This is a genomic window from Gemmatimonas groenlandica, assembly GCF_013004105.1.
In the GTDB taxonomy this organism is placed as follows: Bacteria; Gemmatimonadota; Gemmatimonadetes; order Gemmatimonadales; family Gemmatimonadaceae; genus Gemmatimonas; species Gemmatimonas groenlandica.
Genome location: NZ_CP053085.1, coordinates 2,026,584 through 2,038,403, shown reverse-complemented (window position 1 = coordinate 2,038,403; position 11,820 = coordinate 2,026,584). Strand labels below are relative to the sequence as shown.

Below are 11,820 nucleotides of genomic sequence, written 5' to 3'. Positions count from 1 at the left end.
CTCCGAGCCGGTTCGTCCGTCAGGCTCCCTTCGGGCATGATCACCGCCACGGGATCGAACGCCGAGTTAGCGGCGCCGGCGGTACCCTTTTCCGCGCGCACACCGATGGTGCGTCCCGTGGCGCTGCATCGTTGGGCCCATGACGCCGATGCGTATACGCAAGGATTGCTCGTGCACAATGGACGGCTGTACGAGGGCACGGGCCTCGAAGGTCGTTCCGAGATGCGTTATGTCATGTTGCGCACTGGAGAGATCGTACTCCGCACGCCGACGCCGGATGCAGCGTTCGGCGAAGGTATCGCCGTGGTGCGCGGTCGCTTGTATCAACTCACTTGGCGGCGCGGCCGAGGCGCGGTGTACTCACTCGACTCGCTGCGCATCATCGACAGCGTTCGATACGACGGTGAGGGATGGGGGCTCACCGCTGACGGCACGAATCTCTACCTCAGTGATGGCACCTCGCGCATTCGGGTCATCGATCCTGCCGGCTTCGCGGTGACGCGGGTCATCGACGTGACCGAGGCCGGGATGCCGGTGCGATTCTTGAATGAGTTGGAGTGGGTACGCGGCGAACTGTGGGCGAATGTGTACAAGACCAACCTCATCGCGCGCATCAATCCGGCCAGCGGTGTGATCACCGGGTGGCTGGACGTCAGCGAGCTGCTGTCGCTGCAGGAGCGCACCGTGGCGAGTACGCGTGGCGGCACCGCGAACGGGATCGCGTATGATGCGGCGACAAATCGCGTGCTGCTGACGGGGAAGTTGTGGCCGTGGTTGTTCGAGGTGGCGGTGCCGAAGTAGGTGAGTGGCGGATGTGCAGTCGACCGCCTCTTCCTACTCGCCAACCCGCGAACGTCACAGGGGTGTCACAGCATCACTCGGCGTTCCGTACGCGCTCGACGGCGCGAACGCGCAACGCTAACTTCGACGCTATCTGACACGAGTGCGCGAATCACCGAATGGTGAGCTCGACGGGCATAATCGAAGCGCAGGCGTCAATGTGGCTTCGAGGGCCCGCCATCAACGGCCCGGCGGAAATGATGCAGTGTGCTCCGCACGCTTGTACGGTTGGCATTGTCGGTACGGTAGCAGCGAGTCTGCTGCTGGCCGCGACGCCCTCATCCAACGCCAATGCACAGACGGTGATGGCGCGAAGCCGATCGCCCGTGCACCGCATGCTGGCGCTGGCGCGTCGTGGTGATTTCGCTGCCGCCGCCGCGCTAGGACAGTCGAGTCTCGAGACGCTGCCGAGCTCGTGGCCGCTGGATGCCGACGCCTGTCATCTTGTGCTGACCACCGGCTACGCGGCGATCCGGGCGGGGAATCGCGACCAGGCGAGTCGGGCGGTGAGCGCGTACTTGTCGCGCTGCGAGCGAAAAGGTGCACCGCCGCCAGCCAATGCGCCCGAAGTGCTGCGCATCCGTCGCGTGCTGGCCGGTGCGCCAGTCAGTGCGGTGTACAAGCCTGTTGTGTCATCCACCGCGCGCCGGGACGCCGGGAGTCGCACGGCGCCGCCACCACCCGTTGCGCTATCGGCCGGCGGGCCCGGTTCGGCTCCGGCCGCCGCCGTGTGGGGCAACGCTTCGGCCGGCCCGAACCGCCGCGCGGCACCCGCCTACATCGAAGGCGATCCCGTTGCACTCGGGCTTGATACGGCCGCCCTCGCTCGTCATCGCGAACTGTGCATCGACAGTTCCGCCGATGCCTGCCTCGTGCTCTATCGTGGCCAGATCGTGCAGGAATGGTACGGCGGTCGCTATCGGGAACCGATGCCCGCCATGTCGTCCACGAAGTCGATTGCCGGACTCCTCGTTGGCATGCTCGTCGACGACGGCAAGCTCCCGGGCGTGGACGTGCGCGTGTGCACCTATCTCGCCGACTGGTGCACGGGCATGCGGGGGCGCGTGACGATCCGACACCTCCTCACCATGACCGCGGGCTTCCCGACGATGCAGGATGCGCGCAGCGTGTCCGGTGCGACGGATCAGAACGCGCACGTGCGCGCACTTGTACCAACGTCGGAACCTGGAGACGTCTGGGCGTACAGCAACGAAGGCGTCCAACTGCTGTCGCCGATTCTGGATGTTGTCGCCGGCGAGCCGATCCAGTCGTATGCGAAGCGCCAATTGTTCGAGCCGCTCGGGATGGTCACCACGCAGCTGAGTGTGGATGCAGCCGGCCATGCCGTGCTGTACAGCAACCTGCAGACGACGCCACGCGAGTTTGCCAGGATCGGGCTCCTGATGTTGCAGCAGGGCGCATGGCAGGGGAAGCAAATTGTCAGCAAGCGTTGGGTGGCGTCGAGCGTGGTGGCCTCACAGGCACTAAATCGGGAGTACGGACTGCTCTGGTGGACGGCGATGCCCAACGAATCGCGCTTCGCGACGAGGGGATATCTCGACACCGATATGCAGGTCATGCCGGACGACCAGTTGGTCATCGTGCGCATGCAGCGCGCCACCGGCCCGGCTGGGCCCCGGGCTGCGTACGCGCCGGCCGCGTACGACATATATCCGGAGTTTGTGCGGCGATCTGGTGGGCGCGCGCGGTGAACGGGTAGCTGCTAACTGCCAACTCCCTAGTGTGCAGGGTGGAGGTTGTCAGGAAAGAGGATGCAGGAGTACAACGGTAAAGCGCGCGCGCTTACTGCTTCCTCCACCCTGATACCCTCCTCCCGGCTTCCTAAGCGGTTGGCAGTTCGGAGGACGCGTGTTCATCAACAACGGGCCTGTACCGCAGCGCCTCACCCACGTGCATGCGGTTCACCACCTCGAGGTCATCGAGATCGGCGATCGTACGCGCGACGCGCAGCACGCGATGATATGCGCGCGCACTGAGAGTGAGTTTGTCGGCGGCGCGCACGAGCAATGCGCGGGCGTCGGGCTCGAGTCGGGCGGCGGGTGCGATGAGTCGCACGGGCGCGGTGGCGTTCGTGAGGGCGGCCAGCGGCTGCGTGCCGGCGGTGTGGGCGTAGCGCGCACGCTGTCGTTCGCGCGCCGCGATCACGCGGGCCCGCACCTCGGCCGATCGTTCCTGCGGCGTGTGCGTGGCGAGGTCGCTGGGCGGCACGCGTTGAACGTGCACATGCAGATCGATGCGATCGGCCAGTGGTCCCGACAGTCGTGCACGATGGCGCTCCAGATCAGCTACCGAACATCGGCAGTGGCGGTCATCGCATCCGGCGTAGCCGCACGGACACGGATTGCTCGCGGCAATGAGCGCGAAGCGCGACGGGAATCGCACGGCGCGCGCGGCGCGTGCGACGACCACAACGCCATCCTCGAGCGGTTGCCGCAGTGACTCCAACGTATGTCGAGGGAAGAGCGAGAGCTCGTCGAGGAACAACACGCCGCGATGGGCGAGGCTCACTTCACCGGGGCGTGGCCATCCGCCACCGCCAACGAGTCCGGCGGTGGAGATGGAGTGATGCGGCGCCCGGAACGGACGCGCTGGGGTTGAGGTTGTCGGCACCTGCTCGGGGCCGAGTAATCCGGCCACGGAGTGAATGGCGAGCACTTCGAGTGCTTCCTGTTCATCGAGTGGCGGCAGAATGCCAGGGAGACGGCGAGCGAGCATCGTTTTGCCGGCGCCGGGTGGGCCCACCAGCAAAAGGTTGTGCGAACCGGCCGCCGCGATTTCGAGGGCGCGGACGGCGAGTGATTGACCGACCACGTCACCAAGGTCGGGTGTGTCATCGGGCGGTGTATCGGTGCGTCGTGGTCGTGTGTCGCTGCGGGCCGTGCCGTCTCGCAGCGCGTGCACCAACTCTTCGAGCGTGCGTGGTGCCATTGCTCGCGCGCTGGGCACGCGCAGCGCTTCAGCCAGATTGTCCGGCGGAACGATCAGCAGGGCGTCGCTGGTCGCAGCGATATGCCGCGCCACAGCGAGCACCCCGCGTACGCTCCGAAGTTGTCCGTCGAGACCCAGTTCTCCCACCGCGCAGGTGTGCTGCAGCGCTTCGGCGGGGAGTTGCCCGCTGGCGGCGAGCAAGGCGAGCGCGATGGGGAGATCGAACGCAGTACCGGTTTTGGGTAAGTCTCCAGGCTGGAGATTCACCGTGATCCGTCGCGGTGGAATCGTGAATCCTGAATTCGCCAGCGCCGCGTGCACGCGGTCGCGGCTTTCCTTCACTGCCGTCGCGGCGAGTCCGACGAGCGTCCACTGAGGTAGCCCATTGGCTACATGCACCTCGACGAGCACGTCGAGGGCATCGATGCCGAGTACGGCGGCGGAGGGGGCGGCGGCAAGCATGGGGAGACAGTACGGTGCGGGGCGCCGATCACTGTCATCGGAACTGCGCAGGCATACTCATGCCGCCGCAGAGACCTCACGCCGCTACTCCGTTCCGGCGCGAATCACGCAGCAACACAATCCCGAACGTGATCAGAAACAACGGCAGCAGCACGTTGCCGATGTCGGCGGCCCACTGCGTGCTTGCCGTGATGTTGCGAAACATGCCGATCCATCCACAAAGCGCGGTCAGCGCGGCCAGCATGGCGATTGGCCGCTGACCGCGAGCGACGAGCGCCACCGCGAAGGCGAGGAACGAGCCGTACAGCGTGAGTTCACCGACGAACTCGCCGATGCCGTTGCCGAACATCGTATTCAGCGCGTCGAACGTGGCCGCGAGTCCGATGCGCGTCGTCGCGTCGGCGTCGGCCCATGCGGTCGCCAGCGCCCACTGCGCCGTACTCCAGCGCGCGAGGCCGAGCATCATGCACACCGCCGCCACCGCTTGCAACCGCTCGGCCATCTTCAGAGCCAACGCGTTCTGCCCGTCGGGCAGGCGAAGCGCGTGCACCGCCGCGCTCGACGCAGGAATCAGCGCGAGGGGCAGCAGCGCGTAGACGGCCCACACCGCACGACCATCCGCGCCGAGCGACAAGAGCTGCGGCAGTACCTCGCCGGCCGTGCGCTCAAGCACGTCGGGGTACCCGAAGTTCTGCGCGAGCCACGCGAACACGAGCATGAAGCCCGCGCTGGCCGAGAGGTAGAGGGCGCCCGCAACGCGCGCGGCGATGGGAGATGCGTTGGATGGCGTGCGCATTAGAATCGCACTCCGAGTCCGACGGTGGGATTGACGCGCGTCTGTTTCGTATGCGGCGCGTAGAGCAGCGCGACGCCGAGCTGACCGCTATACCGGCTCCCGAACCGCTGGCGGGCACCAACGTCCGCCAGCGCACTGTTCGACCAGCCCTTGGTGAGACTTGGCGCGAACGACACCGAGGCATACGGCGACGTGCGCGCGTCGGGCCGTGCGTACGCGGCCAGGCCGAGTCGGACGAACTGGGTACCGCGTTGCGCGCCGTCCCGCTTGATGACTGTCGGGTAGTGGGCGACGAAGGCGGCGAGATGTCCCTTCGAGACCTGCAGCCCGGTTCCCGGCGATCGGAAGATGGTGAGCGTGACACGCCAGTCGTTCCGCGCTACTGTTGTGGCGCGTCGCGGCGCTGAAGCCTGCGCCGCAGACTGCGCGTGGGCGGTGAACGGGGCGAGAGCGATGAGGCAAAGCCAAAGCGTGCGCATGGTGCGGAATGTCCGGAGCGAGAGGATACGGATCGTGTGTGCCGACTCAGGGACAATGCCGGCGCGCGTCGCGACGCACGGTGACCGGATGCGCCAGGCATATGGCCGATCGCGACTAGTTTTTGGCCATGCGCGCCGGTCGACCGGGCGCGGCGCATGAGCGTGGCCTCGTCGCTGGCGGCCGATCTTCTGGCGTACCTGCAGACGCAGGGCATCGACGCCGGCGCGGTGAGCGCACGGGCCGGGATTGCGCTGCGCACCGGGGAGGACGCACCTGACCGGGTACCCGCCGCGGTCATGGCAGCGCTCTGGCGAGAGGCCGTCGCCGCATCCGGCGATCCCGACCTCGGCTTGCACACGGGTGAATCGTTTCAACCCGGGGCGCTCGATATCGTGGGATACGTCATGCTCAGTTCGCACACGGCGAGCGAGGCGATCCGACGTGGCGCGCGGCTCATGCGGCTGCTCAACGACTCGCTCGCCGTCGACCTCGAGCATACCGCCATCGCCACGCGTTGTCGCGTGCGCCTCCTTCAAACGGCAGGCGAGGATTTGCGCGTCGATTCCCGACAGGTGATCGAAACGTTGCTGGCCGGGCTGGTGCATCAACTGCGGTTGCTGACCGGTCGTGCGGTGATTCCGCTCGCAGTACAGATGCGACATGCGCGGCCAAACACCGGCACGCGAGAGCACGCGCGTATCTTCGGCATCGAGCCGACGTTCGACGCGGACGTTGATGCCATCGACATCGACCATCGCGATCTCGATGTCCCGCTGCGATCGGCGAATCCGCAGCTGCTCGCGGCATTCGAATCGCATGCAGAAGCGGCGTTGGACGCGCTGCGGACGCGCGAATCGCTCTCGGCGCGCGTGCTGCACGAGATCGTGACGCAACTCAAGGGAGAGGCGCCGAGCATTCCGCTGGTGGCGAAGTCGTTGGCGATGAGTGCGCGCCATCTGCAGCGCGGGCTGGCCAACGAGGGGACGACATTTCAGTCGTTGCTCGATGATGCGCGCCGCGAGCTGGCGGTTCGGCATTTGTCAGCCCCCGGCGCCACGGTCGCGAAGGTGGCGTGGCTCGTTGGGTTCTCCGAGCCCAGTGCCTTTCATCGCGCATTCCGGCGCTGGACCGGCCATTCGCCGCGTGAGCTCGCACGGCGGTAGGCACAGCAAAACGGGCGCCCTTTTGGACGCCCGTTTGATCATCAATGCGTTGCGCGGTTAGACGGGTGCATACGCGTGCACCGCACGCAGCACCGGCCTACCGGTAGAAATACACGTTGTCGATGTAGAGCACCGACGGACCGCCGGCGACGAACAGCATCTGCTGCAGCTTATTCTTCGCGGTGAGACCGACGAAGCTCGCCAGCGGGATGTTGAGTGACACCCAGCTGCCGGTCGCGATCTGGCCCGCCTGATACTTGCCGATCGCCGCTGTGCCCGTGGCGTCGTTTACCAGCTGAATTTCCAGCGTGGCTGCCGGATTCGGCGACCAGACATCCACGTGGATGCCCGTCATCGTGGAGGCATCGACGTTGTTGGCCGGTACGCCCGGGCCGAACTCGATACCCACGAAGTTGAAGAGCGAGTACTTCTTGATGCTGCGACCCGCTACCGTGAACGGATCAACGAGTTCGCTGTTGCCGGCGCTCCAGCTGGTGCGCCAGGTATCCACGCCACGGTTGGTGTAGGCCGTCGTGAACAGCGAGATCACATCCACCGCCGCCTTGGTCGGCGCGGCGGCGATCGTGGTCGGGGCGGGGAGTGGCGCGGTCACCGTCACTGGCGCACTTGCGGCCACGGCGAGTCCATTCATGGTGGCGGTGATCGTCGCCGTACCGGCGGAGACACCCGTCACCAGACCGTCAACACTCACGGTAGCCACGGCGGGGTTGCTCGACGTAAGCGTGAACCAGCGCCACGCCACATCGGAGAGCTTGCCGCCATTCGGCAGCGCCGGCGTCGTGAAGTTTACCGTGTTCGGACCGGCGCCCATCTGCTGCGGTGCGCCGACGGCCACGTTGAGCGTGGGCCACGCCACACCGGCGGCGGTCGGGGCAGCGACCTGCGCAACGGGAAGATTCTCATACTGCACGTCGGCGAACCACACCGTGTAGTTGAGCGGGCCGTCGGCGAAGTGGAACAGACCGTCCATGGCCGTGGCCTTGGCCGGATTCGGCATTGGAATGATGTACTTCGTGAACGTCGTCGTAAGCGGAATCCCGATCGACTCGGCGTTCAGTACCGTGGTATTCGCGTTGTTGCCGATACCGACCTTGAGGGTGGCGTTGGCGACGCTGCTCTTGGCCCAGAACGTGAGGGCGTTGAACGTCGACAGATTTCGCGGCGTGGCCGACACGAATGCACCGCCGGAGTAGCCGCCGCTGCCCGTGATGATGGCCTTGATCGCTTTCTTGCCGTTGTAGAGCGTGGTGGCATCGATCGTCACCGCGTTCGTCGCGCCGCCGAAATTGGCGAAGCTCACACCCGTGTCGTACGCATCCGAGAACACCAACGAGCCCGTCGCGGCCGGGGCTGTCACGGTGATGAGCCGGGTCGCGGTACGCGTGGACGCGGTGTGAGTGGCGGTGATCGTCGTGGTACCCGCCGCGAGAGCGGTCACGAGGCCCGTGCTGCTCACCGTCGCGACGTTCGCGGCCGACGAGGCGAAGGTGACGCCCGTGGCCAGCGCGCCGGTGGTGGCGTCGCTGTACGTGCCGGTGACAGTGAGCTGCTGCGTGGCGGCCACGAGCAGGCTCACGGTGGCGGGCGTGAGCGCGATCGACGCCAGCGTCGGCGCGGCCGGGGCGACGGTAATGGTCGACGTGGCCGACTTGCCCGAGGCCGAGGCCGTGATCGTCGCGGTGCCGGCCGAGAGCGCGGTCACGACGCCGGCCGTGCTGGCCGTGGCGACCGTACTGGCCGACGACGTGTACGTCACGCCCGACGTGATCGCCGCCGTCGTGTTGTCGCTGTAGCTGCCGGTCACCGTGAGCGCTTGCGTGCCGCCAATGGCGAGGTTGGCGGTGGTGGGCGAGACGGCGATCGACGACAGCGTCTTCGCCTCGGTGGTGCTCGACGAGTCACAACCGGCGAGCAGAACGCTCGCGCCGGCCACGAGGGCGACGGCAAGTCGGCTGAATTGCGGTATACGCATACGGTGCCTCCAGAAGGCGATGTCGAAATCACGACATGAGGGAGTCCGGGCGCGCGGCGGGGATCCGAGCCAGAGGCCAGCAGGGTAGCGGCGCGTGAACTTTGTAGGGTAGGAGAACAAAGCATTCAGCCAAAAGCCCGGAAAGTCAAGAAAGTGGCGTCTCGTTCGGCCGCGAAATGCTACCGTTCTCGGCCTTGTGAGAGGGGAATGGTTATGAGTCTCCCACATATGCCACATTGTTCGGTGTTCATACGAACTCGTGGGTGAGCACCCCGTTTCAACGACTCCGACCCCTTGAAACTCGCGTTGAAACGCTGCCGTCGACGGCGGCCGCTGGCCCAGACGGCGCCGGTACCCTAGCGTAGCGGCATGACATCCAGACTCTTTGCACTGCGTCGCACCCTGGTCCTGGCCTCGCTCGCGCTGGTCGCGGCCGCCCCCCTCGTTCCAGTCGCCCGGCCGCTCGGCGCGCAGTCCGCTCCCGAGATCTTCGCCGTGCGCTACGGAGCGCTCGCCAATTTTCCGGTGTCGTCGCTCATCGCCGGGGCCGACACGTCGCGCCGTCTGGATGTCGCGCTGACCGTGTGGGTGATCAAGCCGGGCGACGGGCGCATCGTGCTCGTCGACGCCGGCTTCTACCGCGAGAAGTTCATGACGCGCTGGAAACCGGTGGACTATCAGAAGCCGTCGGATGCGATTCGCGTGCTTGGCATCGCGCCGGAGCAGGTCACCGATATCATCGTGTCGCACGTGCACTGGGATCATGCCGATGGCATCGATCTGTTTCCCAACGCGACCGTGTGGATTCAGCGCGACGAATACGAACACCACGTGGGCGAGGGCGGCGTGTCGCTCGATCGTGCCGCCGATGCGCTCGATGCGGCGATGCTGCACACGCTGCGTCAGGCCGGTCGCGTGAAACTCGTGAATGGCGATGCCCAGGAGATCATGCCCGGCATCCGTGTGTACACCGGCGGCAAGCACACCTTCGCGTCGCAGTACGCCGGCGTGATCACGGCGCGCGGAACGGTGGTGTTGGCCTCTGACAATGCCTACCTGTACGAAAACCTCGACTCCCGCACACCGATTGCGCAGACGCTCGATCGGGTGTCGAACCTCGCGGCGCAACAGCGTATGCTGGAGTTGGCGGGCACCACGGGTGTCGTGGTGCCCGGACATGACCCAGCGGTGTTCACGCGGTTCCCGGCGGCAGGGAAGGGCGCCGTGCGCATCCGCTAGCGCGCCGACGCAAAAAGCGCGCGTTACGACCTCACGTGGCGCGCACGTATACGCAGCCGTTGTCCTGTGCCACCGACGTCGCGAACACGCCCGACGGCTGCATGATGATGCCCGGCAGCATCAGGCCGCGCGCCTTCGCCGCCGCGGCGTCCGGCGCGAGCGCGTCGGCCGCAGCGATTGTGTCGATGACATCCTGAAACGCCAACGCACACGCCAGCACGATCACGCCGCGCGCGAGCTGCTTGTCGAGTGCGTGGTTCTCGAGCCCCGCGGGCAAGCCGTCGCCCGCTCGCAGCAGCGCTGGACTCCGTGTGAGCGGGGCGCCTGTCCATGGATGCGTGACCTTGTATTTCTCGCCGATCTTGTAGCGATCCCAGAACTCCTGCTGCATCGCGAGCACGATGCCGTCATGGCGCAGCACGATCACCGGCGACAGCGCACTCGCTGTCACGTTGAAGGCCGCCATGTACTGCGCGCTCACGATGCCGGCGCGCAACACGCCCAGTCCGCCGCCGATATCGGGACTGTCGTACACGGACTTGTACTTGCCGGTAAGCCGACGCGTCCACGACAGATCGACATTCTGCGCGCCACTCGGTTCACTGGTCGCGGCGCCCGCACGCTCGGCCCACGCCGCCTGCGACGTGAAAGGAATGAGCGTGGCAGATAGACTGCCGAGGGCGAATTGCTGCAGGAAGTCACGTCGCGGGGTGGTCATGGCGATGCCTCCACTCAAAGCTCACATCGGCGCGTCGCCTGACGCGCGGGGAACTCTCGAAACTACGGCCGCCGACTCCCTGCGCCAGCGTACTGCCACGTGAACTCAGCGGCTGGTCACCCGCAGCCAGAGCACCTCATGCCACGAGCCTTCGAGGTTAAGCGTTTCGTATAACCGCTCGACGCGCGCGTCGGCGATGCCGGGCGTCGCGTTCAACGTGCGCAACACCTCCACCAACTTGGCGTTGTCGGGGAGGTCGATACTGACGTGCCAGCCGTCTGCTCGCGGGCCCACGCCGCGCAGTGTCACGTACGGCGGCAGCGCCTCGCGAATCCGACGGGTCGCCCGTGTTTCGCGCGGGTCGAGGCGCAGCCGCGGGTCGTCGGGATCAATGGTGGCAACGTCAGTGGTGAGTCGCGCCTGGCGTTCCCAGCGCACCGTCGACTTCGCACTGAATGGCACGCGCATGCTTCGGCAACCGTCACCGCACCACAGAGCCACTTCGTCGTGCGTCGTGGTACGCAGGCGAGCCACCAGCGCGCCGTCGTTCGCCCCCGCGATGACCACGTCTCGGTCGGCGCCGCGCAACTCGCTCGACGACTCGTGGGTCCCGTCGCTTATCAGCCCGGCGGCGGGAAACGTGGGAGTGAGCCATCCGTCGGCGCAAACGTAGGCTACCCCGTGCTGCAGCCGCAGCGTATCCGCGCCCTCTCTGGCGTTCATCACGATGACCGTCAGCGCGGTGTCGGCCTCGCCCTGCAGAGAAAACGCACTCCACGAAATATCCCGCGCCGCGACCGGCAGGTGTTGGCTGACGAGCGTGGCGAAGAGCAGCTCTGACTCGACGCCATAGGTCCCGGCTACCGGTGGACAGCCCGGCGCCTCACCCGACGCCGCGCCGAGGCGCAACGGGCGCCAAGCCCGCGGAATCGACGTCTCCGCGCTGCCGCAGCCGAGAAGGATCGCGCCCGCAGTGAGCAGGAAGAGGAGTCGAGAGCGAGTGGGGAGGGGCACGAGTCAGGGACGATCGGCGCGCGGTCCGGTCATCCCGATTCGGGGTACCACCGAGCGAGCGCCGTCCGGCAGCTGCCCGACACGACTGCGGCCGCACCGCAGCCGCACCGCTGCCCTTTGGGAGTGGGCGGCCGTACCTTCCCGTTCCACCTCCGACCCTCGCATC

General features: G+C 66.6%; 10 protein-coding genes. 4 read left to right on the top strand and 6 right to left on the bottom strand.

Going from position 1 to position 11,820, the window contains the following annotated elements:
* Positions 1-36 precede the first annotated feature (36 nt).
* Entirely contained in the window at positions 37-801 is a 765-nt protein-coding gene (locus HKW67_RS08600) for a glutaminyl-peptide cyclotransferase (protein WP_171224994.1), read from the top strand.
* 197 nt (positions 802-998) lie between these two features.
* The gene (locus tag HKW67_RS08595; RefSeq protein ID WP_171224993.1) at positions 999-2,552 is read left to right on the top strand and encodes a serine hydrolase domain-containing protein; all 1,554 of its coding nucleotides are present in this window, start codon (positions 999-1,001) and stop codon (positions 2,550-2,552) included.
* Positions 2,553-2,682: 130 nt separating this feature from the next.
* Here HKW67_RS08595 and HKW67_RS08590 read toward each other — a convergent pair whose 3' ends face one another.
* From HKW67_RS08590 to HKW67_RS08580, 3 genes are all read right to left on the bottom strand, one after another.
* The gene (locus HKW67_RS08590; protein ID WP_171224992.1) at positions 2,683-4,251 is read right to left on the bottom strand and encodes a YifB family Mg chelatase-like AAA ATPase; all 1,569 of its coding nucleotides are present in this window, start codon (positions 4,249-4,251) and stop codon (positions 2,683-2,685) included.
* Between the two features lie 76 nt (positions 4,252-4,327).
* Positions 4,328-5,047 (bottom strand): hypothetical protein, encoded by a 720-nt coding sequence (locus tag HKW67_RS08585; RefSeq protein ID WP_171224991.1) that lies wholly within the window; start codon positions 5,045-5,047, stop codon positions 4,328-4,330.
* Positions 5,047-5,526 (bottom strand): hypothetical protein, encoded by a 480-nt coding sequence (locus HKW67_RS08580; protein WP_171224990.1) that lies wholly within the window; start codon positions 5,524-5,526, stop codon positions 5,047-5,049. The genes HKW67_RS08585 and HKW67_RS08580 overlap by 1 nt, the downstream gene beginning before the upstream one ends.
* A gap of 156 nt (positions 5,527-5,682) precedes the next feature.
* Here HKW67_RS08580 and HKW67_RS08575 point away from each other — a divergent pair, with 156 nt between their 5' ends.
* The gene (locus tag HKW67_RS08575) at positions 5,683-6,690 is read left to right on the top strand and encodes an AraC family transcriptional regulator (RefSeq protein ID WP_171224989.1); all 1,008 of its coding nucleotides are present in this window, start codon (positions 5,683-5,685) and stop codon (positions 6,688-6,690) included.
* A 97-nt stretch (positions 6,691-6,787) separates the two neighbouring features.
* On the opposite strand, the gene HKW67_RS08570 is transcribed toward HKW67_RS08575, so the two are convergent.
* Complete coding sequence (locus HKW67_RS08570) at positions 6,788-8,683, bottom strand: Ig-like domain-containing protein (RefSeq protein WP_171224988.1); 1,896 nt, start codon at positions 8,681-8,683, stop codon at positions 6,788-6,790.
* Between the two features lie 369 nt (positions 8,684-9,052).
* Here HKW67_RS08570 and HKW67_RS08565 point away from each other — a divergent pair, with 369 nt between their 5' ends.
* Positions 9,053-9,922 carry an N-acyl homoserine lactonase family protein gene (locus HKW67_RS08565; protein ID WP_171224987.1) on the top strand — a complete coding sequence of 290 codons (870 nt, stop codon included), beginning with the start codon at positions 9,053-9,055 and terminating at the stop codon, positions 9,920-9,922.
* A 31-nt stretch (positions 9,923-9,953) separates the two neighbouring features.
* Here HKW67_RS08565 and HKW67_RS08560 read toward each other — a convergent pair whose 3' ends face one another.
* Positions 9,954-10,640 (bottom strand): hypothetical protein, encoded by a 687-nt coding sequence (locus HKW67_RS08560; protein WP_171224986.1) that lies wholly within the window; start codon positions 10,638-10,640, stop codon positions 9,954-9,956.
* A 105-nt stretch (positions 10,641-10,745) separates the two neighbouring features.
* Entirely contained in the window at positions 10,746-11,654 is a 909-nt protein-coding gene (locus tag HKW67_RS08555) for a hypothetical protein (RefSeq protein ID WP_171224985.1), read from the bottom strand.
* Between the last annotated feature and the right edge of the window lie 166 nt (positions 11,655-11,820).